Source organism: Haloarchaeobius iranensis (genome assembly GCF_900103505.1).
In the GTDB taxonomy this organism is placed as follows: domain Archaea; phylum Halobacteriota; class Halobacteria; order Halobacteriales; family Natrialbaceae; genus Haloarchaeobius; species Haloarchaeobius iranensis.
In genome coordinates this window covers 218,077-241,233 of record NZ_FNIA01000001.1, presented here as the reverse complement: position 1 = coordinate 241,233, position 23,157 = coordinate 218,077, and the positions used below count along the sequence as shown (strand labels likewise).

Sequence of the window (23,157 nt, the reverse complement as noted above, 5' to 3'; positions counted from 1 at the left end):
TTCGAACCAGACGTGTCGGCAGGAAAAACGTTCGGTCGGCCTCAGTGGTCGAGGACGGCCCGGAGCACGTCGGGCGCGTCGTCGAGCGCGTCGTCGAGCGCGTCGGTGTCGGGGCCGCCGCCCTGTGCGAAGTCCGGCGGGCCGCCGCCGCCGCCGCCGACCTTCGACGCGAGCTCGCTCACGACCGCGCCGGCGTTGACCTCGCTCTCGCCGGGGACGGCGACGACGAACTGCGCGCCGTCGAGCCCGGAGCCCAGCACGGCGATCTTGCCCTCGTCGACGAGCGCGTTGGCGGTCGCGCGGAGCTCGTCCATGTCGGCGTCGACGCGCTGGACGACAGCGGGTGTGCCGCCGACGTCGACCTCCTCCGCGCCGTCCGCGCCGGAGGCACGGACCTCGGCGAGCTGCTCCTTGAGGTCCTCGATGGTCTTGCCCCGCGCCTTCCACTCCTCGAAGAAGCGCGCCGCCGTCTCGGGCACCTCCTCCGGGGTCACGTCGAGGACGTCCGCGGCGTCGTATAGCGCGTCCTCGGTCTCCTGGGTCGCCTGGATGGCGGCGTCACCGGCTGCGAAGCTGATGCGTTCGACGCCGTCCTGGACGCGCTCGGTGGTGTGGAGCTTGATGGCCCCGATGTCGCCGGTGCGGGCGACGTGGGTGCCACCGCAGGCCTGGACGTCCTCGGCGACGTGGATGAGCCGGATGTTCGTGCCCGGCGGGATGCCACCCTGGTAGAGGTCGAAGCCGTGCTTCTCCTCGGCCTCGTTCCGGTGGGGCCACTCCTGCTTGACTGGCGTGTTCTCCATCACCAGCTCGTTGGCGTAGCGCTCGATCTCCTTCGCCTCCTCGCGGGTGATGCGCTCGTAGTGGTGGACGTCGATGCGGGAGGCGTCGACGCCCTTCTGGGCACCGGCCTGCCGGATGTGCTCGCCGAGCACCTGCCGGGCGGCGTGGATGACGACGTGGGTCGCCGTGTGGTTGCGCATCAGCTGCTTGCGGCGGTACGTGTCGATCTGGCCGCGGACGAACTCGCCCTTGCCCGGGCTCTCGTCGGTCCGGTGGAGGACGACGCCGTCGCGGCGCTGCACGTCGGTCACCTCGACGGTGACGTCGTCCGTCGAGAGGCTCCCGGTGTCGGCGGGCTGGCCACCGCCCTCCGGGTAGAACATCGTCTGGTCGAGCACGACATCGTAGCCGTCATCGCGTTCGAACACGTCGAGGACGACCGCCTCGAACTCGGTGCGCTGCTGGTCCTCGTAGTAGAGCCGCTCGGTCTCGGGCAGGTCGTCGAGGCGCTCGGCCTCGCTCTCGTCCGCCTCGTCGAACGCCTCGGCGCTGTCGTGGCGCTCGGCGACGAGCGAGTAGAAGTCGTCGGGGACGTCGACGCGCGCCCCGGCCTCCTCGGCGATGGCCTCGACCATGTCCGGCTGGATGCCGTGGCTGTCGTACAGCTCGATGAGCTCGCTCGTCGGGATGGGCTCCGACTTGCGGGCGTACTCCTCGGCGAGCTGTTCGACGCGACGGCTGCCGCGGTCGAGCGTCTCGCGGTACTTCTCGACCTCGGTGCGGACGATGTCGCGGACCGTGTCGCGGTTCTCGTAGCCCAGGCGGTCGGCCTGCATGTCGACCAGCTCGTCGAGCGGCGCGTCGACGCCGACGTTGTCACAGAGGCGCTTCGTGCGCCGGAGCACCATCCGGGCGAGGTAGCCCGTCGAGACGTTCGACGGGACGATGCCGTCGCCGAACATGTACGCGAGCGTCCGGCAGTGGTCGGCGATGGCGTAGATGTCCTCCAGCGGCTCCATCAGCGACTCCAGCCGGTCGGTCTCGACGTCGAGCTTCGCGGCGATGTCGCCCCGGGCCGTCTCCATGTCCTCGGCCTCGTCGATGTCCATCCGGCCGGCGAGCTTCGCGGCGCGGTTGACGAGTTCGGCCTCGTCCTCGGCGAGGTCGATGCCGGCGTTCTCCTTGAGGAACGCGATCATGTCGGGGTAGACCGCCTCGTACACCGTCGGCGTCCCCTGGGACATCCAGGTCCAGCGCTCCAGCCCGTAGCCGGTGTCGACGATGTACGTGTCCATGAAGGAGTACCGGTTGCCGTCCTTCATCTCGTACTCGCCGTCGGGGTCCTGCTCCATGCACATGAAGACGAGCGTGGCGAGCTCGGCACCGCGGTAGATGACCTCGATGGCCGGCCCGGCGTTCCCGCCGCCGACCCACGGGTCCTCGATGTAGGTTATCTCGTCGAGGTTGGCCCCCAGCGACTCGAAGAGTTCGTCGCAGTACTGCACCGTCTCGTCCTTCCAGTACACCTCGCCGTGGTAGGCGTAGGCGTCCTCGTCGACCTCCTCCTGCGTGTTGAACGCGTGGTGGGCCATCATCTCGAACGCCATCGTGTGCCGGCCCGTCTTGCCCACGTTGTCGATGTCCTGCATCCGGATGCAGGGCTGGCTGATGGTCAGCGGGTTCGCCGGCGGCGGCGTCTGCCCGGAGGTGACGAGCGGCTGGAAGTCGTAGATAGAAGCCTGGGTCAGCAGCACGTCGTCCCGCCAGCGGTTCGCCGCCACGGGGTACGGCTCGATCCGTTCGTGGTCGTGTTCCTCGAAGAAGGAGAGGAACGCCTCGCGCATCTCCTCCAGCGTGTACTCCTCGTCGAAGCCGGGGTTGTCGATGAAGCTGTAATCCTCGCAGGGTGGCTCACCGCACAGCTCCCGGTCGTGGTCGCGTGTCCAGAAGTGGGCACCGCAGCCGGTGCACTCCCGGCGTACGAACCCCTCCGTCTCGAAATAGTCGAGACGGTACTCCTCCTCAAGTTCGCTCATCGTTGTCCCACAGTGGCCCTTCGGTCGGTAAAACAGTTCCGCAACCGCCCTTCCTGCAAAATTCGCGACGCTGGGGGCGGTGGCCGCGGCCCCCCGAGTTCGAGGGCTCCACCGGCGGTCCGACGGGGGTACCGCCTCCGGTTAAGTGGACGGCCGTCCCAGTCAACGGCATGTCCTCGGCGAACGACGGCGCGACCGGCGGCTCGCGGTTCCCCGACGGCGACGAACTGCTCCGCGCCCTCGGCTTCGTCGTGCTGGTGAACGTCGTCGGCGCGACGCCGGCGGCCCTGGGCGGCCCCGACAGCGCGTGGTTCCAGGCGCTCGAGAAGCCGTGGTTCTACCCGCCCGGCTGGGCGTTCGGCGTCGCCTGGACCGTTCTCTTCTCGCTGCTGGGCGTCGCCCTCTACCGGGTCTGGCACGAGGGGACGGAGCACGCCACGGTCCGGGTCGCACTCGGCGCGTTCGCCCTCCAGATGGCGTTCAACGTGGCGTGGACGCCCGTGTTCTTCACGCTCCAGCGACCCGGTCTCGCGCTCGGCATCATCGCCGTCCTCTGGGTGCTCGTCGCCGGCACCGTCGCCGCGTTCGACCGCGTCGACCGGCCCGCCGCCGCGCTGCTCGTGCCGTATCTCGCGTGGGTCGGCTTCGCGGCGCTCCTGAACTACGCAATCTGGTCGTTGAACTGACCGCCCCCGGCGGCCGCAGAGTTAAACCCCACGCGGCAGTATCGGTTCACCAGTGAAAAGCTCCGAGACGGGGCGCGAGATGGCCGGCGTTCGGGTCGCCGTGCTCGCCACCGACGAGGAGCACGCGCTGGCGGTCGCGACCGCCATCGGCGGCGAGTGGACGGTCGACGCCCGTACCGCCGCCGAGGAACTCGAACACGACCCCACCTGTCTCGTGGTCGCGACGGACCCGACGACGGCCGACGACCTCCGCGCAGCAGCCGTCGCGGTCGACGCCCCGGCGGTCGTGTTCGCCGACGGCGACCCGACGGCCATCGGGGAGCTCGCGGCCTTCGACGGCTTCGTCCGCGACGACGGCACCGACGGTGCGGCGACCCGGCTCGCGGACGAAGTCGCCTGGCACGTCGCCAGCGGCGACGACTACCCGACGGCGCTCAGAGAACGCACGGCCAAAGTGACACGTCTCCACCGCGTCGCGACGGAGCTCGTCGGCTGCGAGAGCGAGACCGCGGTGTACGAGTCGGCCGTCCGCGCCGCCGAGGAGATCCTCGACCTCGACCTCGTCGGCATCGACGTCGTCGAGGACGGCTACTTCGTGCCCGTCGCGGTGTCCGGCGGCATGGAAAAGACGGGCTACGCGGGGGCGGGCGAGATCGCGGTCGACGAGGGTATCGCTGGCGAGACGTACCAGTCGGGGGCGTCCATCGTCGTCGACGACGTGCGCGAGCGCGAGAACGAGGCCGTCGACAAGTCAGACCCGGGGTACCGCTCCGTCCTCTCGGTCCCCGTCGGCGACTTCGGCATCCTGCAGGCCGGCTCGCCGGAGCCGGACGCGTTCGACGACCGGGACAGGGAGCTGGTCGAACTGCTCGTGACCCACGTCGCCGAGACGGTCGAACGGCTCCGTGCCGAGGGCCACCTCCGCCGCCAGCGGGACCGCCTCTCCGCGCTGTTCGAGAACGTCCCCGACCCGGTCGTCCGGTTCGCGCTCGTCGACGGCGAACTCCGGGTGCAGGAGGTCAACCCGGCGTTCGAGTCGACGTTCGGCTGGTCGACCGCGGAGGTGATCGACGAGGACATCGACGAGTACATCGTCCCCGAGGGGTTCGAGGACGAGGCCAGGTCGCTGAACCAGAAGCTCCTCGCCGGCGAGAGCCTCCAGGTCGTCTCCCGACGCAAGACCGAGGACGAGGTCCGCGACTTCCTGCTGCACGTCGTCCCGTTCGAGCGCGGCGAGCGCAGCCTCCAGGGCTTCGCCATCTACACCGACATCACCGAGGAGAAACAGCGCCAGCGCGAGCTGGAGCGCCAGAACGAGCGCCTCGACGCGTTCGCGAGCATCGTCAGCCACGACCTCCGCAACCCGCTCTCCATCGCCCAGGGCTACGTCGGCCTCGCCGAGGAGACGGGCGACCCCGAGCACTTCGACGAGATACGCCGCGCACACGGTCGGATGAACACGCTCATCGACGACCTGCTCGCGCTCGCCAGACAGGGGAACGTCGTCGGGGACACCGAGCCCGTCGACCTCGGCCCCGTCGCGACACAGGCCTGGTCCAGCGTCCGGACCGGCGACGCGACGCTGTCCGTCGTCGACAGCGCGACCGTCGACGCCGACCGCGACCGACTGGTCGAACTCCTCGAGAACCTGTTCCGGAACGCGGTGACCCACGGCACCGGCGAGGAGGACGACCCCGCAGACACGGAGGGGCCGTCCGGTCGTCGCCCGGACGGCGAGCCGCTCCGGGTCACCGTCGGCCCGCTCGCGGACCGCCACGGCTTCTCCGTCGACGACGACGGCATCGGCTACGACGGCGACGACCCCAGTCGAATCCTCGAATCCGGCTTCACGACGAGCGAGGTCGGCACCGGCTTCGGGCTGACCATCGTCCGGGAGATAGCCGAAGCGCACGGCTGGTCGGTCGACGTCGTCGACGACGACGGGCTCCGCTTCGAGTTCGTCGTCGAGTAGAACGAAACGGGACGGGAGAGCGAGCGTCAGTTCGCGGTGCCGGCGTGCCCACCGAGCAGGCCGTGGAACAGCTGGACGTCGCTGCCGCTCTCGAAGAGCTCGTCGAGGAGACTGTCGGCGCGGTCGGCCTGGGCCGCCACCCGCTCCTCGAGTTGGCGGTACTCCTCGGAGTTGCGGAGCTCGGGCTCGGGCTTTCGGGCCTCCAGGACCGCCTTCTTCGAGACCTGTGCGTAGTACTCCCGGAGTTCGGCGTCGTACTCGCTCCGGCGCTGGAGCCGTTCGAGACAGCGGTTCAGCGTCTCGCGGTCGACCGGCTTGACGAGGTAGTCGTCGAAGCCCATCTCGATGATGTCGAAGTCGGGTTCGACGGCCGTGACGATGACCACCTGGCAGTCGTAGCCGTCGGCGCGAACCCGTTCGAGTACCTCGTCGCCGGAGCGACCCGGCAACCGACGGTCGAGGACGATGATCTCCGTCTCCGACGTCACGGCCTCGACAGCCTCGTCGCCGTCGCTGACGGACGTGACGGCCCACTCAGCACCCAGCCATGACGAGTAGAGGCTCGCCAACTCCGTGTTGTCCTCGACGACGAGGACGTTGGTACCTTCTGACATGCTACCCCGTAGTTCGTGTACCGACCATGGTGTTAGTCGACATAAATGTCTCGGCCGCGAAAATGTCCCATCGGTTGATATTTGCGCCCTCAGGCCTCGAATTATCGATATTCGGGTTCGAAAACCAGCTACTCCAGGGCGAGCGAGGCGAGCAGCGCCTCCAGCTGTATCCGCTCGTTCGCGCCGGTCGTGATGCGGTAGTCGGCCTCGCCGAGGCGGTCGAGCAGCCGAACCGCCGCCTGCTCCTCCAGTTCGAACTCCCACGCGGACCGGTGGATCTGGTCGATGATGTCGCCGCCCGCCAGCCCGCGCTCGGTGATGAGCTCGTCGAGCTTCGCCCGCGCCGCCACGAAGTCGCCGTTCAGCGCGTCGGTCACCATCGCCTCGACCTCCTCCGGACGGGCCGTCGACGTGATGGCGTACACCGTCTCCTCGTCCACGGCGTCGCCCATCACCGACGCCGCCTGCAGCGCGTTGATGGCCTTGCGCATGTCGCCGTCGGCCGCGTAGACGAGCGCGTCGACGCCGTCCTCGGTGTACTCGATGCCCTCCTCGGCCGCGATGAACCGCACCTGCTCGGTGACCGCCTCGTCGGCCAGCGGCGAGAACCGGAACACCGCACAGCGGGACTGGATGGGGTCGATGATCTGGCTGGAGTAGTTACACGAGAGGATGAACCGCGTGTTGTTCGAGAACTGCTCCATCGTCCGGCGCAGCGCGGACTGCGCGTCCGGGGTCAGCGCGTCGGCCTCGTCGAGGAAGATGATACTGGGATTGTTTCCTTTCCTCCCACTCCAATCGGTACTCGCGAAATTCTTGATTTGTTGACGGACCACGTCGATGCCGCGCTGGTCCGAAGCGTTCAGTTCGAGGAAGTTCTCCTGCCAGTCGTCGCCGTAGACCTCCTTGGCGATGGACACGGCGGTTGCCGTCTTGCCGGTACCGGCCGGTCCTGCAAACATAAGATGCGGTAAGTCTTGCTTATTGACATAGCTTTTTATACGGTTAATTATGTCCTCGTGGCCTACCACCTCGTCGAGCCCGTCGGGCCGGTACTTCTCGATCCAGACCTGCTTGCGACCCCCTGCGTCGTCGCCGGTCGCCTCGGCCTCGCTCATGTAGCAATCGAGGAGTCGTCCGTGCATAAAGCCCCCGAGACGGACCAGCCCGCGGCCCGCGATTCTCAGAAACATAAAATCCCATATTAATATAAACACCAATGCGCCGTATCTCCAACCATGAGGGCTTCTGTCCCACGCAATAGACTGCTCGTACTGCTTATGATTATCGTGCTCGTCCTCGGCTCGATGCCCGGCCTCGTCGCGGCGGAGACAGCCAGCGCGGACTCCTACGTCGTCGAGGAGGGTGAGACGGTCGACGGGCTGGAGGTCGTCGGCGCGACCGTCGTCGTCAGGGGGACGGTCGACGGTGACCTGAGCGGGGCCGCCGCCGACGTCACCGTCGCGGAGACCGGCGTGGTCACGGGGGACGTGAACGTGGCCGCCGCGAACATCGACATCGCGGGCCGCGTCGACGGCGACGTGTCCTCCGGTGGGGCGTCCATCGCGCTCGCCGAGACCGCCGTCGTGGGCGGCGAGTTCCGTGTCGGTGCGAGCGACGTGACCATCGCCGGCAACGTCGCCGGGAACGTCGTGGTCGGCGCGGACACCATCCGCCTCACCGAGACGGCCGTCATCGGGGGCGACCTCCGGTACGACGGCGACATCAGCGGCGTCGAGGACGCCGCCGTCGCCGGCAGCGTCGTTCGCGACGAGTCCATCGGGGGCGCCGGTGTCGACGTCGCGCCCTGGGTCATCGACGGCGCGCTCGCCGTCTACGGCTTCGTCACCAACCTCCTGCTCGGGGCGGCGCTCCTGCTCGTCCTGCCCGGCTTCTCCCGGGCCGTCGCGGACCGGGCCGTCTCCGACCCGCTCCGCAGCGGCGGCGTCGGCCTGCTGACCGTCGTCGGCGTGCCGGTGCTGCTCGTGCTGCTCGTGCTCACGCTCGTCGGCATCCCGTTCGCCGTGGCCGGCGCGGTGCTGTTCGGGCTGTTCGGGTGGGTCGCACTCGTCTACGGCCGGTTCGCGCTCGGCTCGTGGCTCGTCGCCCGCGCCGGCGGCGACAACCGCTGGATCTCCCTGACCGTCGGCCTGCTGCTCGGAACGCTGTTCGGCATGCTCCCCCTCGTCGGCGGCGTCGTCGACGTCGTCGTCTCGCTGGTCGGGCTCGGGGCGCTCGTGCTGGTGCTGTACGCCCGGTACGGCCGCGGCTCGCGCGAGGAGCCCGCGCCCGAGGCCGGCGGCGAAGCCGAGGGCGCACCGTCCGCGGCCTGAGCGGCCACCCCCTCTCGAACCGACCGGAGAGCGTCGTGCGACGACACCCTTACGCACACACACCCACTACTTCGGGGCATGCAGGTCACGGTCGACGTGAAAGGCGAGACCACCCACGAGGTCGACCTCCCGAAGCCGACGTACGCCGACGTGCTCAGAGCGGTCGACCTGAGCCCGCACGAGGTGAGCGTGCTCGTCGACGGTCGCCCCGTGCCCGAGGACCAGCCGGTGGAGTCGAGCGAGGTGACCGTCCTGCGGCTCATCAAGGGCGGATGACCGAGCTGGCACCCGACTTCGAGCTGGCGAACGTCGGACCCGGCCCGGACCCGTGCTCGCTTGGGGCCCTGGCCGCCGACAACGAGTTCGTCGTGCTGCTGTTCCAGCGCGACTTCTACTGCACGAACTGCCGCAAGCAGGTGCAGGCGGTGAAAGAGCGCTACGACGAGTTCGAGGCGCGCGACGCGGTCGTCGCCTCGGTGCTGCCGGAGGAACGCGACCGCGCCGCGGAGTGGCAGGAGCGCTACGACCTGCCGTACCCCCTGCTCGCGGACCCCGATGCCATCGCCAGCGACGCCTACGACCAGCCGGTGAGGTTCGGCATCCTCGGGAAGTTCAGCGACTTCCTCGGCCGGATGCCCGAGGCGGTCGTGGTCGACACCCGCGGCAACGAGCCGACGGTCGCGTGGTCCTACGCGGGCAGTTCGACGTTCGACCGGCCCGCGATAGACGACCTCCTCGCCGAGCTCGAGCGGCTGCGCGAGGCGGGGACGACCGCGACCGACGATGCCTGACCGAACGCCCGCCGACGTCCGTGTCCGCGAGGCACGGCCGGACCAGCACGACGCGGTTGCGGCCGTCCTCGACGCCGCGATGCTCAGGACCGACGCGCTCGACGATTCGCTCGACCGTGGTGACGTGCTGGTCGCCATCGCGGAGGACCGGCTGCTCGGCGCGCTGGTGCTCGTGCAGGAGGAAGATGCAGGCGGAGAGCACCGCCACGTCGACGCCGTCGCGGTCCGCCCGAACCGGCGCGGCCAGGGCATCGGGAGCGCGCTGGTCGAGTCCGCGCTGGCACGGTGCGGGCCGGACGAGCGCCTGACCGCGGCGTTCGACGCCGACGTGCGCCCGTTCTACGAGTCGCTCGGCTTCGATATCGAGGTGCGAGACGGCCGGCTGTTCGGCGTCAGCTGAGTTGACGCTACTCGAACAGCTCGTCCGTGCTCCGTTCCTCGACCGGAGGCCGCTCAGCGTCGTCCCAGTCGGCCTCGCCGGCGCGGTCGTCGTTGCTCTGGCGACGCGAACCGGTTCGGCCGCCGTCGGTCGGCCTCGCCGCCAGCTGTTCGGTGTTGTCCGCGATGCGCTCGACGGCGGTGACGAGCCGGTGGAGGAGCGACATCGCGAGCAGGAACAGGACGATCAGGACGCCGAACAGGAGCGATGCGGTGACGAACGACCAGACGACAGCGACGGCACCGATGGAGAGCAGGACGGCGTTCAGGGTGTTCTCGTCCATGCCGGCGTATCACCGCCCGGGTCGTAAAATCCTGTCGAGAGGGTTAGCATTCGCCGGCGGCTCAGACGTGCGCCTCGACCAGCGCTTTCCCGTCCGCCAGAATCGCGTCGACGCGCTCCGGACTCCCCGCCTCCGCGTAGACCCGCATCTTCGGCTCGGTGCCGCTCGGGCGGACGAGCAGCCAGGAGCCGTCCTCGCAGAGGAGTTTGAACCCGTCCTTCGTCACCACGTCGGCGACGGACTCACCGGCGACCTCGTCGGGGATGTCGTCGCCGAGTGCGTCCACGACCCGCGCCTTCTCCGAATCCGGGCAGTCGACACTCAGCTTTGACTGGTGGATCTCGCCGAACTCGTCGAGCAGGGCGTCGACGCGGTCGTCGTAGGCGCGCTCCGCCTCGACCGCCGCAGCGAGCAGCGCCATCAGGACGCCGTCCTTCTCGCGGATGTGACCCCGGACCGCGAAGCCGCCGGACTCCTCGCCGACCATCAGCGCGTCGTGCTCGCCCATCGCCTGTGCGACCCACTTGAAGCCGACGGGCGTCTCGATGACCTCCTCGCCGTGGGCCTCGGCGACCCGGTCGAGCAGGAACGTCGTCGAGACCGTGCGGACGACCGGGCCGGAGTCGGATTCGAGCAGGTAGTCGTACGTCGCCGCGAAGAAGAGGTTCTCGTCGAGGAAGCCCCGTTCCGGCGTGACGATGGCGAGTCGGTCCGCGTCCCCGTCGTTGGCGATGCCGAGGTCGGCGTCGCGTTCGCGGACAGTCTCGATGAGTTCCTGCAGGTTCTCCTCGCTGGGCTCCGGTGACGACCCGCCGAACTCGGGGTCGCGCTCGCAGCGGATGCGGTCGACGGTCGCGCCGGCGGACTCCAGCAGCGCGTCGGTCGTGTCGCGGCCGGAGCCGTGCATCGCGTCGTAGACGACGTGCAGGCCGTCGAGGTCCGCGCCGACGAGGTCCATCGCGTGCTCGGCGTGCGGGGTCACCTCGTCGACCTCTGACACCGTCCCGTGCTGGTCCTCCGGCAGCGGGGCCGGCTCCGCCAACCGCTCCGCGATGGCGTCGGTCGCCTCGGGCAGCGCCGGCGAGCCGTCGCCCATGATGAACTTCACGCCGTTGTACTCGGGCGGGTTGTGGCTCGCGGTGATCATCAGCGCGCCGGCGAGGTCCCGCTCCCGGGACTGCCACGCCGTCAGTGGCGTCGGGCGGTCGCGGCCCTCGGGCATCACCACGTCGAAGCCGTTGGCACAGAGCACGCGCGCCAGCTCCTCGGCGAACTCCGGCGAGGACGCCCGTGCGTCGTAGCCGACGGCGACAGTTCCGCCCGCGTGGCCCTCGTCGCGCAGGTAGGTCGCGACCCCCTGCCCGACTATCCGGACCCGGGGAGCGGTGAACTCGTCGAGTGTCGCACGCCAGCCGTCGGTACCGAACGAAATCGCGTCCATACGCCACCCATCCACCGCCGGTGCGATAAAACCCCGCCGACTGCACTGTGTTCGGGTGGTCGGGGTCGGGACGTCCGAACCGACGCGGGGCCTCCCCGCGCGGGGTTTACGTCGGTTGTAAACCGCCTCTGGCTGCCTCCCGCACCGGTGTCCCGGCCAGCGCCGACGGCACACAGCGGCGTTTGCGGGAGACTGGCACCCACGGCGTCACGGGACTCCGACGCCGCGCGCTCCCCACCGGAACCTCTAATTGCTTCGCCGCGGGGTAGGGAGTTGTGGTAGACGTTGGTCCACTCTCCGGGACGCTGCCCGACCTGTTGCGACTGGCGACCGTGCCCGTCTTCGGCGTGCTCGCGTACCGCGACATCCAGACGCGGCGCATCGACAGCATCACCTGGGTCCCGCTCACCCTCCTCGGCGTGGTCCTGCTCGGCGTCGAGTGGCAGCGGGCGGCCGCCGCCGGCGGGACCGACATGCGCGTGTTCGTCCTCACGACCGCCATCAGCGTCGGTTTCGTCGTCTCGATGGCGTACGTGTTCCACTTCCTCGGCGCGTTCGGCGGGGCGGACGCCCGGGCGCTGATGACCATCGCGGTGCTGTACCCGAGCTATCCGGGCTACGTCGGCGGCGAGGCGCTCTCCGTCGCCGGCGTCGCGCTCCCGGTGTCCGAGCCGGCACCGGTCGCGGTGCTCTCCTTCACCATCCTGACCAACGCCGTGGCCTGGGGCATCGCGTACCCGCTGCTGCTCGCGGCGCGCAACGGGGCGATGGGGCACGTCTCGAAGCGGATGTTCGTCGGCATCCCGGTGCGCTGGGACGCGGTGCCGGAGACCCACGGCAAGCTCCTCGACTCGGGGAGCAAGGGTCTCGGGGAACGACTGCGTGCGCTCGCGTATCCGCGTGGTGCGGGCCTCGACCTCGACGCCGTCCGGATGTACCTGCGCTGGCGCGGGGCGACGCTCGCCGAGGTCCGGGCCGACCCCGAGCGGTTCCGGGACCCCGACTCGCTCCCCGATGAGCCGAACGACCCCACAGACGGTGCGGTCGACCTCGACGTGGCGACCGACGGCGGGGAACCGGTGGACGGCGACGAATCCGCCGCGGACCCGGTGGACGGCGACGATGAGCCCGCCGACGACCCCTGGGGCGCGGGGGCGTTCCTCGACGCCATCGAGGGCGACGCCTACGGCACGTCGCCCGAGCGTCTGCGCGACGGCCTCGACCGGCTGACGACCGAGGAGGAGCTGTGGATCACCCCGGGCATCCCGTTCCTCGTGCCGGTGTTCCTCGGCCTGGTCGCCGCGTTCGCCTACGGCGACCTGCTCGTCGGGCTGCTCCGGGCGCTCGGCCTCGTCTAGGCGACGTACTCGTCGTACACCGGGTAGAGCACGTTCCAGAGGACGGTGACCGCGATGCCGACGACGACGACGGCGAGCCACAGCGGCCGCGTGCCGTCGGTGTAGCCGAGCGCGAGCAGCGCCATCGTGCCGAAGAAGAGGCCGACGCAGGCGAGGAGGCTGCCGAGCGAGACCGAGACGAGTACGGGCGCCTCCCTGAACTGGTCGCCGAGACTGGCCATGTGCGGTGGTCCGTCCCCGCCGACATAACCGTGTCGCCGGTGGGTCGCGGCACGGGGGGCTTCCCGGCAAATCGCAGGGGGCCACAACGTTCATCACCGACCTTTCAACCGGCCGAAACTACCTTTACGCGACGAGTCGTTCGACAGACAACGACCGGGGATGGGGACCCCTCGCCCGCCACCATGACCGACCTAGATGCAGTCGAGGACAGTCGGAACGTCCTCGTGACCACCGAATCGACGAACCAGGACCACTGTAGCGACCTGCTCGAGACGGGTGACCCGAACACGCGAGCAGAACTGACCGTCTCGCTGCCGGAGGCACAGGCCGAACAGACCGGGTTCGGCAGTACCGTGAACGCACAGCCGGCACGCAAGGGGCTCATCTCCGTCGGCCACGTGCTCCGGTCGGCCGCCGAGGGCGACCCGGACTTCGGCGCGGCCGTCGTGATGGACGCCGTCGAGGAGCCCGACGACCTGCAGGGTATCGGCACCGCGGTCAGCCGCTACTGCCAGCGCTGGGACGAGGAAGACTACGACATCGTCGTCTGCTTCGACTCGCTGACCGAGCTGCTCGACCACGCCAGCCCCGAAGTCGTCTTCCAGTTCTGCCACGTGCTCACCAGCCGCCTCGACTCGGTCGACGCGCTCGCGCACTTCCACCTCGACCCCGACGCGCACAGCGACGAGACCGTCGCCACGTTCCAGTCCATCTTCGACGGGACCGTCGGCCAGACGACCGAGGCCGACGCCATCGAGGCGTTCGCAGAAGCCACCGACGACGACATCGCCGCCCTCACCGAGAGCTGGAGCGCCGAGGCGAACTACTCCATCGTCGGCGACGACGACTACGCCCGCCCCGACGAGGTCAGCGAGGCATCCGACGACGACATCGCGGACTCGCTGCCCGTCGAGTAACCCAAAGTGATTTACGTGGTGGTCAAATAACATGTTAGCAATCCCGGGGGGCGGGGTGGATACACATGAGTGAACACGGCACGGACAGTGGCCCGAGAACAGTCCTTCTCCTCGACGAGATGGCCGAAGACGAAGCCGGCGAGCACTGCGACGGGTTGATGGGCGTACCGGCCGCGGACCAGCGCGCCGAGCTCGTCGTCTCGTTTCCGGAGGACGTGACCGACAGGCTCGACTTCAGCTCGCTCTCCGGCGGGCGACAGCCGACGAAACGGGGCATCGTCACCGTCGGCGAGACGATGCAGGCCGCCGGCGCCGGCCGACCGGACTTCACCGACCCGCTCGTCGAGCAGACGGTCGCCGACCCGACGGACCTCCAGCAACTCGGCGAGGTCGTCAGCCAGTTCTGCAGCGTCTGGGACGACGCCGGCTACGATATCGTCGTCTGCTTCGACTCGCTGACCGACCTGCTCGCGGCGAACGACCCGGCGGTCGTCTTCCAGTTCTGCCACGTGCTGTCGGGGCGGCTCGAATCGGTGGGCGCGGTGGCGCATTTCCACCTCGACCCGAACGCACACAGCCAGCAACTACAGCTCACCTTCGAGCAGATGTTCGACGAGACGCTCGTCGAGGAGATCGACGTCGAGCACCTCGTCCCCGGCGGGAGCAGCCGGGCCAGCGACGCCGACGTGGCCCGCGAGACCGAGACCGTCGAGCTCGACGACCCGGACGAGACTCCGGCCGCGAACGACGACGCCGCGGGCGACTCCGCGCCAGCGGCCCGCCAGTCGGGCGAGGCCTCCGACGACGACATCGCCGACGCGCTACCCGACTGAGGCGGGCCGACGCGGCGCGCGGAGCGCCAGCCGCAGTCCGTAGTCTTTTCTTCCGGGCACCCATCTTCGGAGCCTGTGGCCGCGCTCACACCCGAGGTACTGCTCGTCTTCGCGCTCGTCACCGTCGTCCTCGTCCTGTTCGCGACGGAGCCGGTGCCCGTCGACATCACCGCACTCGGCCTGATGGTCGCGCTCATGGTCGCCGGGCCGCTCTCCCAGCAGCTCTCGGCGGTCGGGCTCCTCGGAGGGCCGGTCGAACTCCTGCCCGACAGTCCGGCCGACGGGCTCGCGGGGTTCGCGTCGACGGCGACCATCACCGTGCTGGCGATGTTCATCCTCTCCGACGGCGTCCAGCGCACGGGCATCGTCCAGATACTCGGGCGCAAGCTCGCCGCGCTCACCGGCGACTCGGAGACGCGCCAGCTCGGGGCGACGATGGGCGTCGTCGCCCCGCTCTCGGGCTTCATCAACAACACCGCGGCCGTCGCCATCCTCCTCCCGATGGTCACCGACATCGCCCACGAGGGCAACACCTCGCCGTCGAAGCTGCTCATCCCGCTGTCGTACGCCTCGATGTTCGGCGGCACGCTCACCCTCATCGGCACGTCGACGAACATCCTCGCCAGCGAGGTCGCCGCAGACGTCGCCAACGACGTGGCCGACCCCAGCCCCGCCGTCGTCGCGCTCCAGGACGGCTTCTCGATGTTCGAGTTCACCAGCCTCGGCCTCATCGTCACCGTCGTCGGCTTCGTCTACTTCCTCGTCGTCGGGCGCTACCTGCTGCCGTCCCGCATCGAACCCGAGGACGACCTCGCCGCGGAGTTCCGCCTCTCCGAGTACCTCACCGAGGTCGTCGTCCGCGAGGACTCCCCCCTCGTCGGCCAGACCGTCCGCGACGCCCTCGCCGAGACGGAGTTCGACGTCGACCTCGTCCAGCTCATCCGCGACGACGAGGTGTTCCTCGAACCGCTCGGCCCGAAGACCATCCAGGCCGGCGACCTCTTCACCGTCCGGACCGACCGGGAGACGCTCGTCGAGCTCCTCGACGTGGAGGGGATGGACGTCGTCCCCGAGTTCGAGGTCACCGAGGACGAGCTCGAGCGCGCCGACCCCGCCGCCGAGAACCTCGTCGAGATCGTCGTCGCGCCCGGCTCGCACGTCGTCGGCGAGTCGATTGCCTCCGTGAACTTCAGGCAGCGCTACGACGCCACCGTGCTCGCGCTCCGCCGCGGCGGCGAGCTCATCCGGAAGCGGATGGACCACATCGTGCTCCAGGTCGGCGACACGCTGCTCGTCCAGGGCACCGCCGACAGCATCCAGCGCCTCGACGACAACCGCGACTTCATCGTCGCCCAGGAGATCGAGCGCCACGACTACCGCGAGGAGAAGATCCCCGTCGCCATCGGCGTCATCCTCGCCGTCGTCGGCCTCGCCGCGGTCGACCTCCTCCCCATCGTCGTCTCCGCCCTCGGCGGCGCCGTCGCCATGGTGCTCACCGGCTGTCTCAAGCCCGGCGAGGTGTACGACGCCGTCCAGTGGGACGTCATCGTCCTGCTCGCCGGCGTCATCCCGCTCGGCACCGCCATGCAACACACCGGCGCGGCGCTCTACCTCGCCGACCTGCTCGTCGCCACCGAGCCGTACCTGCCCGCCATCGCCGTGCTGGGGCTGTTCTACGTGCTCACCGCGGCGCTGACGAACGTCGTCTCCAACAACGCCAGTGTCGTGCTCATGATCCCGGTCGCGTTCGACACCGCCGCCAAGCTCGACGCCTCGCCCTACGCGTTCGTCCTCGCGGTCACGTTCGCCGCCTCGACCGCGTTCATGACGCCCGTCGGCTACCAGACCAACCTGTTCGTCTACGGCCCCGGCGGCTACAAGTTCACGGACTACACCGTCGTCGGGACGCCGCTCCAGCTGGTATTCGCGGTGGTGACAACGCTGGGGATCGCGGTGCTGTGGCCACTGTGAGTCCGGCGGGGCGGAACGAAACGTTTTACCCGTAATGGGACTGATTTATATGCGCGGGCCGGTGGGGTAGCTTGGTAACCTTCAGCGTTTGGGACGCTGTACCCCCGGTTCAAATCCGGGCCGGCCCACTTTCCTCGTATTCGAAAGTTGAACGCACTCCTGGGTTGATTTTCCAGTTTCGGCGAGCCGTGCGTCCCACCACTCTCGACAGTGTCCTGCGGATACCGTCGACGGGAGATGTGCGAGTCTAAACCGTATCGCGAGCCAGCGGAAGGTGGCCGCTGGATACGGGCGCAACCGAACACTCGCTCGGAACAACCGATCCGACGACGGTGGCGTGTGTCGATGTACTCGAAGCGGTCGGCGTGCCGGTGTGGCGGCAGGGCCAGGGTCAGAGCGAGCGCAACACCGTCGCCGAGATAGAGGGGAGACTGTACCGTGTCCGAGCCGAAACCGGATTTCCACGGAACGGACGGATAAAGGTCAATCCCGACGAGACAGAGACCGACTGCTATCTGGTCTACTGTGACGACCTCGATACCGTCTTTGCGATGCTGCAAACGAAGTCCCGGACTCGTTCTCACGCCGAGTGAGCGAACCCGAGCGAGACGGTCGGACACCAGACTCGCCGGGAGCTACGAGCTGCCCGCGAACCGGCCGCCGGTCTGGTTCGCACAGCCCACCGACTCGCCTTCGGCACAGAGCCAGTCGACCAACGCGGCGACCACCCGTTCGTGTGCGGTCGCCGTCGAGATGGTCGCCTCGCCGTCGCCCTCCTGCCGGCCGTAGCTCCCGAACTGCCCGTGGTTCATCCCCTGCACGGAGACGAACGTCGCGTCAGTGGGGAGGAATCGCCGGTTCGACTCGAAGCGCTCCCGGTTCAGCACGCCGTCGCGGCTGCCGGTGATGGCGACGGTCGCCAGGCCCGAGTCGCTGACGTTCACGTCGCAGTACGACGCCGCGAGCACCAGCCCGTCGACCCGGTCCGTGTTCCCGTTCGCGTACCGGCAGGCCATCGCGCCGCCCAGCGAGTGGCCGCCGACGTACCAGGCGTCGACGCCGTCCTCACTGGCGATAGGTGCGTGTGCGGCGTCGCTGTCCAGGACGGCCAGGTTGAGCGGCATGCCGGGGACGACGATGGTGACGCCGCGCTCGGCCAGCGGCGCGAGCGTGTGCACGTACGACCCGGGCTCGACGCGGCCGCCGGGGTAGAAGACGAGGCCGACGCGGTCGCCGGCTGGGGGCTGGTCGTCCGGGCGGATGACGTAGCCGCCGTAGCCCGACTCGACGGTCACGGCGTACTCGGATTCGACCGCGGACGGGGGCTCCGTCGGCCCGTAGGCGAGGTAGTCGAAGTAGACCCACGCGCCGACACCGGCGAGGAGGACGGCGAGGACGACCACCACCGCGGCGTAGGGTGCGAGCCGGCGCGCCCAGTCCCGGTATCGCTCGTCGTCGGCCGGCCTGAGCCACCCGAGGCGGTCGCGCATACCGTCACCTCCGGCGGCGGGCGAGTAACACTTTCGCCTCGCTTTGCCAAGCTACTTACCCGATGGTGGCCTTAGTCCGTGCCGATGGACGCAGGGGACAACGCCGAGCTCGTCGACGCCTTTCTGGAGTTCTACAGGAACTACTACCGCGACGAGATCGGGAGGCTCGCACAGGAGTACCCCAGCGAACGCAAGTCGCTGTACGTCGACTGGGACGACCTGTTCACGTTCGACCGTGACCTGGCCGACGACTACCGCAACCAGCCCGAGCAGCTCCAGGAGTACGCCGAGGAGGCGCTCCGGCTGTACGACCTGCCCGTCGACGTCAGCCTCGGACAGGCACACGTCCGCATCGAGCCCCTGCCCGACGCGACCGAGATCCGCGCGATCCGCTCCCGGCACGTCAACACGCTCGTGACCGTCCGGGGCATCGTCCGCAAGGCGACCGACGTCAAGTCGAAGATGCAGGTCGCCGCCTTCGAGTGCCAGCGCTGTGGCACCCTCACCCGCATCCCGCAGTCCACCGGCACCTTCCAGGAACCCCACGAGTGCCAGGGCTGTGAGCGACAGGGTCCCTTCGTGCTGAACCACGACCAGAGCGAGTTCGTGGACGCACAGAAGATCCGCGTGCAGGAGTCGCCCGAGGGCCTGCGCGGCGGCGAGACGCCACAGGCCATCGACATCCACATCGAGGACGACATCACCGGCGAAGTGACGCCGGGCGACCACGTCGCCGCAACCGGCATCCTCCGGCTCGAACAGCAGGGGAACCAGCAGGAGAAGTCGCCCCTGTTCGACCACTACCTCGAAGGGGTGTCAGTGCGCATCGACGAGGAGCAGTTCGAGGACATGGAGATCTCCGAGGCGGACAAGGAGGAGATCGTCGCGCTCTCGAACGAGCCCGACATCTACGAGCAGATGGTCGGCTCCATCGCGCCCTCCATCTTCGGCTACGACCAGGAGAAGCTCGCGATGATCCTCCAGCTGTTCTCCGGCGTCACGAAGTTCCTCCCCGACGAGTCGCGGATTCGGGGCGACCTGCATATGCTGCTGATAGGGGACCCCGGGACGGGGAAGTGCGTCAAGGGGGACACGAAAGTCACGCTGGCCGACGGCACGGAAGTGGAGATTCGCGAACTCGTCGAGTCGAATCTCGACGACCCGAACGAGATAGACGATGGCTGGTGGGACGAGGTCAACATCGAACTGCCGTCGCTCCAGCCCGGCGGGACGATAGCGACGGAGCAGGCCACGAAGGTCTGGAAGCGGGAGGCACCAGAGACGATGTATCGGATTCAGACGGATACCGGGACGGAGATCGAGGTGACGCCGTCGCACCCGCTGTTCGTCCCCGCTGGCACAGGGTTCCGTGCGGTCGAGTCGCGGAAACTGGCCGAGGGCGACTCCGTTGCAGCATCCGCGAGCGCTGATGACCGAACCACGGAGAATCCACCGACCTCCCGTGAACTACTCGCCGACGGTGGAGCGAAGTCGGTCGGAACCGGACAGCGTTGTTGCGACGACCTGCAGTGGGAACGCATCGAATCCATCGAGTCCGTCACGCCCGACTACGACTGGGTGTACGACCTCGAAGTCGCGGGTACCCACAACTACCTCTCGAACAAGCTGGTCTCGCACAACTCCCAGATGCTCAGCTACATCCGCCACATCGCACCCCGTTCCGTCTACACCTCCGGCAAGGGGTCCAGTTCGGCCGGTCTGACCGCGGCAGCTGTCCGCGACGACTTCGGCGACGGCCAGCAGTGGACCCTGGAGGCCGGCGCGCTCGTCTTGGCGGACCAGGGCATCGCGGCGGTCGACGAGCTCGACAAGATGCGGTGTGTGACGGGAGACACGCTGGTTCACCTCGGGGACGGTCGAGTATCGAGAGTCCGCGACCTCGCACACGAAGCAGCGTCGGATGGGTCGGTCGAGCGACTGGACAACGGCCGGACGATTCGCGATGTCGACCTCGAGGCCTGGACGATGGCTTCGAACGGGGGCCTGGTCCGTCGGCCCGTCACGGCCATTCACGAGTACGATGCGCCCGACACCCTGTACCGCGTCCGGTTGCAGTCCGGCGAACAGGTGACTGGAACGGCGGACCACCCGTTCTTCGTCCTCGAAGATGGGGAACGGGTCGAACGGGGAGCAGCGGAGCTCAGCCCCGGCGACTGGACGTACGTCCCCAGAGAGATACCGGCGGGGGTCACGGATGGCGGCGTTACAGTGCCATCGCCGGCCGACGAAGCTCCGGTGAAAGAGTCGATTCCCCCGGCCATGGGAGCAGTACTTGGGTACCTGGCCGGTGACGGGAACCTCTACTACGATCAGAGCGAGGGAACGTACGGTGTTCGCTTCATCAACGCGGAGGAGGAACTCCGCTCGGATTTCGAGACCGCGTGCGAGCAGGCGTTCGATGCCGAGACAGTCCGACCCCCGAGCGAACGGCGGTCGGACGGAGTCGAGACGGTTCGACTGGCCGGGAAGGCCCACGCCGACGCCGTCATCGACGCGGGGATGAACCTCGAAACGTACGACGGAAAGCGGCTGCCGGAGGCAGTTACGGAGGCGTCACGGGAGACGAAAGCCGCCTTCGTCCGTGCACTCGCCGATAGCGAAGGGAGCGTCGGAGAGCGGCGTGTGCAGATTCACTCCGCGAGCTACGAACTGCTGATGGGGACGAAGCACCTCCTGATGGAGTTCGGAATCTCGACGCAGATCCAGCGGACGACCCACGAATCGAAGCGGGACGTGTACGCGCTGACGATCACCGACGCGGACTCCCTCGAACGGTACCACAGACGGGTCGGGTTCACGCTCGAACGGAAAGAGTCCGCGCTGGCGGACGCCGTCGAGACCGTCACCGGCGACCGGACGATTCTGGACGTCGTTCCCGAGTGTGGCCACCTCCTGAACACGGCGCGGTCATCGCTCAGGTTGTACCAGTCCGAGTGCGGGCTCGACGACGCGACGTACTGCAACTTCGAGAACGGCGACGCGAACATCTCGATCCGAGCGGCACGAATCGTCCTTCGAGCCTTCGAAACTCGGCGCTCGCAGGCTATGGACGACCTGGACGAACTCTCGGACGCCGACTGGGAGACGCTCGACTCGTTGAAACAGACCTACCACGTCTCACAGTCGGAACTGGCCGAGAGGACCGAGTACACCCAACAGCAGATAGCCCGAGAGTGGGGTCGTTCGGACGAGGTCCGGTCGGTGGTTCGCTCACGGCTGGAGCGAATCGTCCGTTCGGTCTCGGAGACGGACCTGTCGCGCCTGCGGTCGCTGGTTCAGGGTGACGTGAAGTGGCGACGGGTCGAGTCGGTGGAGCCGGTCCCCGCCGAGCGGACCGACGACAGGGTCGAGATTCTCCGCTCGAAACTCGCGAACACGCTGAACTGCGCGCGGGAGGAGTCGGTAGCGACGGCGGAGGCGCTCCTCGCCCGACAGCCAGCCGAGGCTGACGACTGGGGGACTCTCAGAACCGAACTGGCGCACCACGGCGTCTCGTTCCGGACACTCGCAGACGACCTCGCTGTCGATGGCTCGACGGTCTCACGATGGTTCGGGCGGGTCGTCGAGACAGACCAGTTCGACGAGGTTCGGGACGTCGCGCTCTCCCGTATCGACTCGGTCCGCGACGAGGTCCGAGCCACGCTCTCGGAGGTTCGGGACCGACAGGGGGCGAAGGTGTACGACCTGACCGTCGAGGGGACACACAACTACGTGGCCAACGGGATGGTCGTGCACAACTCCGAGGACCGCAGTGCGATGCACCAGGCGCTCGAACAGCAGGAGATCTCGGTGTCGAAGGCGGGCATCAACGCGACGCTGAAGTCGCGCTGTTCCCTGCTCGGCGCGGCGAACCCGAAGTACGGCCGGTTCGACCAGTACGAGCCCATCAGCGAGCAGATCGACCTGGAGCCGGCGCTCATCTCGCGCTTCGACCTCATCTTCACGGTGACGGACAAGCCGGACGAGGAACACGACCGCGACCTCGCCCAGCACATCCTGACGACGAACTACGCGGGGGAGCTGAACACGCAGAAGACGGAGCTGACGAACGTCGACGTGGACCAGTCGGAGATCGACGAGATGACCGAGACGGTCGACCCGGTCATCGACCCGGAGCTGATGCGGAAGTACATCGCGTACTCGAAGCAGAGCTGCTATCCCCGGATGACCCAGGAGGCACGGGACGCCATCGAGCAGTTCTACGTGGACCTCCGTTCGAAGGGGATGGAGGAGGACGCACCGGTGCCGGTGACGGCGCGCCAGCTGGAGGCGCTGGTGCGGCTGGCGGAGGCGTCGGCGCGGGTCCGACTCTCCGACACGGTCGAGGAGTCCGACGCGGACCGGGCAATCACCATCGTGCGTGACTGCCTGAAGGACATCGGCGTGGACCCGGAGACGGGCGAGTTCGACGCGGACGTCGTCGAGACGGGCACGTCGAAGACCCAGCGCGACCGCATCAAGAACCTCAAGCAGCTCATCGGCGACATCGAGGAGGACTACGACGAGGGCGCGCCGGTCGACGTGGTGCTCGACCGGGCCGACGAGATCGGGATGGACACCTCGAAGGCCGAACACGAGATCGAGAAGCTCAAACAGAAGGGCGAGGTGTACGAGCCCCGCACAGACCACATCCGGACGACCTGATGGACCGAATCTCCGCGCTGCGGAACGTCGAGGACGCGCTGGCGGCGTTCGAGGACGGCGACTGCGATCTTGCCGACCTCGAACGACGCGTACAGACCATCCTGCGGACGTACGTCAGCGAGTTCGACGTGGGGGAGTCGCTGGCGGTGTACCGGGTCGCGCCGGCGGACGGCGGTGACGAGCCCCCGGACGACGAAGCCGGTGGTCTCGTCCTCGTCGCCGCGGGGCCGAACGAGGCCCGGGCGCAGGCCCGCGAGCTCGCCGACGGCCTCCCCGAGTCGCTGTCGGTCGAGCGCGTCTCGGACTGACCGATGACTTTTTTA

At 68.5% G+C, this 23,157-nt stretch carries 20 protein-coding genes and 1 tRNA gene; 14 read left to right on the top strand and 7 right to left on the bottom strand.

Annotation, left to right across the window (positions count from 1 at the left end):
- Positions 1–41 precede the first annotated feature (41 nt).
- Complete coding sequence (gene alaS, locus BLT27_RS01105; RefSeq protein ID WP_089731185.1) at positions 42–2,819, bottom strand: alanine--tRNA ligase; 2,778 nt, start codon at positions 2,817–2,819, stop codon at positions 42–44.
- A 170-nt stretch (positions 2,820–2,989) separates the two neighbouring features.
- Here alaS and BLT27_RS01100 point away from each other — a divergent pair, with 170 nt between their 5' ends.
- Together BLT27_RS01100 and BLT27_RS01095 are read left to right on the top strand one after the other, a co-directional pair.
- Entirely contained in the window at positions 2,990–3,505 is a 516-nt protein-coding gene (locus BLT27_RS01100) for a TspO/MBR family protein (RefSeq protein WP_089731184.1), read from the top strand.
- Between the two features lie 52 nt (positions 3,506–3,557).
- Positions 3,558–5,477, top strand: a complete 1,920-nt coding sequence (locus BLT27_RS01095) for a PAS domain S-box protein (RefSeq protein ID WP_089731183.1) — start codon at positions 3,558–3,560, stop codon at positions 5,475–5,477.
- 26 nt (positions 5,478–5,503) lie between these two features.
- Here BLT27_RS01095 and BLT27_RS01090 read toward each other — a convergent pair whose 3' ends face one another.
- Together BLT27_RS01090 and BLT27_RS01085 are read right to left on the bottom strand one after the other, a co-directional pair.
- Positions 5,504–6,091, bottom strand: coding sequence for a HalX domain-containing protein (locus BLT27_RS01090; RefSeq protein ID WP_089731182.1), 588 nt, complete (start codon positions 6,089–6,091; stop codon positions 5,504–5,506).
- Between the two features lie 128 nt (positions 6,092–6,219).
- A complete protein-coding gene (locus BLT27_RS01085; RefSeq protein WP_089731181.1) occupies positions 6,220–7,209 on the bottom strand; it encodes a replication factor C small subunit in 990 nt (329 codons plus the stop codon).
- A 189-nt stretch (positions 7,210–7,398) separates the two neighbouring features.
- Between BLT27_RS01085 and BLT27_RS01080 the strand changes: the two genes are divergently transcribed.
- The 4 genes from BLT27_RS01080 (at position 7,399) to BLT27_RS01065 (ending at position 9,615) form a co-directional block, all read left to right on the top strand.
- Entirely contained in the window at positions 7,399–8,424 is a 1,026-nt protein-coding gene (locus tag BLT27_RS01080; RefSeq protein WP_175526330.1) for a bactofilin family protein, read from the top strand.
- A gap of 78 nt (positions 8,425–8,502) precedes the next feature.
- On the top strand, positions 8,503–8,700 hold the full coding sequence (samp2, locus tag BLT27_RS01075) for a ubiquitin-like small modifier protein SAMP2 (RefSeq protein ID WP_089731179.1): 198 nt from the start codon (positions 8,503–8,505) through the stop codon (positions 8,698–8,700).
- A complete protein-coding gene (locus BLT27_RS01070; RefSeq protein ID WP_089731178.1) occupies positions 8,697–9,215 on the top strand; it encodes a peroxiredoxin family protein in 519 nt (172 codons plus the stop codon). Before samp2 ends, BLT27_RS01070 begins: the two co-directional genes overlap by 4 nt.
- The gene (locus tag BLT27_RS01065; protein WP_089731177.1) at positions 9,208–9,615 is read left to right on the top strand and encodes a GNAT family N-acetyltransferase; all 408 of its coding nucleotides are present in this window, start codon (positions 9,208–9,210) and stop codon (positions 9,613–9,615) included. Before BLT27_RS01070 ends, BLT27_RS01065 begins: the two co-directional genes overlap by 8 nt.
- A 7-nt stretch (positions 9,616–9,622) precedes the next feature.
- Here BLT27_RS01065 and BLT27_RS01060 read toward each other — a convergent pair whose 3' ends face one another.
- Positions 9,623–9,937: a DUF8066 domain-containing protein gene (locus BLT27_RS01060; protein WP_089731176.1), complete on the bottom strand. Its 315-nt coding sequence runs from the start codon at positions 9,935–9,937 to the stop codon at positions 9,623–9,625.
- 61 nt (positions 9,938–9,998) lie between these two features.
- Positions 9,999–11,378, bottom strand: a complete 1,380-nt coding sequence (locus BLT27_RS01055; RefSeq protein ID WP_089731175.1) for a phosphoglucomutase/phosphomannomutase family protein — start codon at positions 11,376–11,378, stop codon at positions 9,999–10,001.
- A 275-nt stretch (positions 11,379–11,653) separates the two neighbouring features.
- Here BLT27_RS01055 and BLT27_RS01050 point away from each other — a divergent pair, with 275 nt between their 5' ends.
- Complete coding sequence (locus BLT27_RS01050; RefSeq protein ID WP_089731174.1) at positions 11,654–12,736, top strand: A24 family peptidase C-terminal domain-containing protein; 1,083 nt, start codon at positions 11,654–11,656, stop codon at positions 12,734–12,736.
- Here BLT27_RS01050 and BLT27_RS01045 read toward each other — a convergent pair.
- Positions 12,733–12,957 carry a hypothetical protein gene (locus BLT27_RS01045; RefSeq protein WP_089731173.1) on the bottom strand — a complete coding sequence of 75 codons (225 nt, stop codon included), beginning with the start codon at positions 12,955–12,957 and terminating at the stop codon, positions 12,733–12,735. The genes BLT27_RS01050 and BLT27_RS01045 overlap by 4 nt on opposite strands.
- Positions 12,958–13,140: 183 nt before the next feature.
- Between BLT27_RS01045 and BLT27_RS01040 the strand changes: the two genes are divergently transcribed.
- The 5 genes from BLT27_RS01040 (at position 13,141) to BLT27_RS01020 (ending at position 17,272) form a co-directional block, all read left to right on the top strand.
- Positions 13,141–13,875, top strand: a complete 735-nt coding sequence (locus BLT27_RS01040) for a DUF7504 family protein (protein WP_089731172.1) — start codon at positions 13,141–13,143, stop codon at positions 13,873–13,875.
- Between the two features lie 65 nt (positions 13,876–13,940).
- Positions 13,941–14,708, top strand: coding sequence for a DUF7504 family protein (locus BLT27_RS01035; RefSeq protein ID WP_089731171.1), 768 nt, complete (start codon positions 13,941–13,943; stop codon positions 14,706–14,708).
- A 75-nt stretch (positions 14,709–14,783) separates the two neighbouring features.
- Positions 14,784–16,679: an SLC13 family permease gene (locus tag BLT27_RS01030; protein WP_089731170.1), complete on the top strand. Its 1,896-nt coding sequence runs from the start codon at positions 14,784–14,786 to the stop codon at positions 16,677–16,679.
- A gap of 55 nt (positions 16,680–16,734) precedes the next feature.
- Positions 16,735–16,807 (top strand) — tRNA-Pro (locus BLT27_RS01025).
- 204 nt (positions 16,808–17,011) lie between these two features.
- A complete protein-coding gene (locus tag BLT27_RS01020; protein WP_139172224.1) occupies positions 17,012–17,272 on the top strand; it encodes a hypothetical protein in 261 nt (86 codons plus the stop codon).
- 42 nt (positions 17,273–17,314) lie between these two features.
- On the opposite strand, the gene BLT27_RS01015 is transcribed toward BLT27_RS01020, so the two are convergent.
- The gene (locus tag BLT27_RS01015) at positions 17,315–18,169 is read right to left on the bottom strand and encodes an alpha/beta hydrolase (protein ID WP_089731168.1); all 855 of its coding nucleotides are present in this window, start codon (positions 18,167–18,169) and stop codon (positions 17,315–17,317) included.
- 84 nt (positions 18,170–18,253) lie between these two features.
- Here BLT27_RS01015 and BLT27_RS01010 point away from each other — a divergent pair, with 84 nt between their 5' ends.
- Positions 18,254–22,834 (top strand): LAGLIDADG family homing endonuclease, encoded by a 4,581-nt coding sequence (locus tag BLT27_RS01010; RefSeq protein WP_089731167.1) that lies wholly within the window; start codon positions 18,254–18,256, stop codon positions 22,832–22,834.
- Positions 22,834–23,142 carry a DUF7854 family protein gene (locus BLT27_RS01005; RefSeq protein WP_089731166.1) on the top strand — a complete coding sequence of 103 codons (309 nt, stop codon included), beginning with the start codon at positions 22,834–22,836 and terminating at the stop codon, positions 23,140–23,142. The genes BLT27_RS01010 and BLT27_RS01005 overlap by 1 nt, the downstream gene beginning before the upstream one ends.
- Positions 23,143–23,157: the final 15 nt, after the last annotated feature.

Coding starts and splice junctions, on each gene's coding strand:
- BLT27_RS01070 (WP_089731178.1), top strand. CDS start 8,697: ATGACCGAGCTGGCACCCGACTTCGAGCTGGCGAACGTCGGACCCGGC.
- BLT27_RS01080 (WP_175526330.1), top strand. CDS start 7,399: ATGCCCGGCCTCGTCGCGGCGGAGACAGCCAGCGCGGACTCCTACGTC.
- BLT27_RS01010 (WP_089731167.1), top strand. CDS start 18,254: ATGGACGCAGGGGACAACGCCGAGCTCGTCGACGCCTTTCTGGAGTTC.
- BLT27_RS01005 (WP_089731166.1), top strand. CDS start 22,834: ATGGACCGAATCTCCGCGCTGCGGAACGTCGAGGACGCGCTGGCGGCG.
- BLT27_RS01090 (WP_089731182.1), bottom strand. CDS start 6,091: ATGTCAGAAGGTACCAACGTCCTCGTCGTCGAGGACAACACGGAGTTG.
- BLT27_RS01035 (WP_089731171.1), top strand. CDS start 13,941: ATGAGTGAACACGGCACGGACAGTGGCCCGAGAACAGTCCTTCTCCTC.
- BLT27_RS01055 (WP_089731175.1), bottom strand. CDS start 11,378: ATGGACGCGATTTCGTTCGGTACCGACGGCTGGCGTGCGACACTCGAC.
- BLT27_RS01045 (WP_089731173.1), bottom strand. CDS start 12,957: ATGGCCAGTCTCGGCGACCAGTTCAGGGAGGCGCCCGTACTCGTCTCG.
- BLT27_RS01085 (WP_089731181.1), bottom strand. CDS start 7,209: ATGAGCGAGGCCGAGGCGACCGGCGACGACGCAGGGGGTCGCAAGCAG.
- BLT27_RS01065 (WP_089731177.1), top strand. CDS start 9,208: ATGCCTGACCGAACGCCCGCCGACGTCCGTGTCCGCGAGGCACGGCCG.
- BLT27_RS01015 (WP_089731168.1), bottom strand. CDS start 18,169: ATGCGCGACCGCCTCGGGTGGCTCAGGCCGGCCGACGACGAGCGATAC.
- BLT27_RS01060 (WP_089731176.1), bottom strand. CDS start 9,937: ATGGACGAGAACACCCTGAACGCCGTCCTGCTCTCCATCGGTGCCGTC.
- alaS (WP_089731185.1), bottom strand. CDS start 2,819: ATGAGCGAACTTGAGGAGGAGTACCGTCTCGACTATTTCGAGACGGAG.
- samp2 (WP_089731179.1), top strand. CDS start 8,503: ATGCAGGTCACGGTCGACGTGAAAGGCGAGACCACCCACGAGGTCGAC.
- BLT27_RS01040 (WP_089731172.1), top strand. CDS start 13,141: ATGACCGACCTAGATGCAGTCGAGGACAGTCGGAACGTCCTCGTGACC.
- BLT27_RS01100 (WP_089731184.1), top strand. CDS start 2,990: ATGTCCTCGGCGAACGACGGCGCGACCGGCGGCTCGCGGTTCCCCGAC.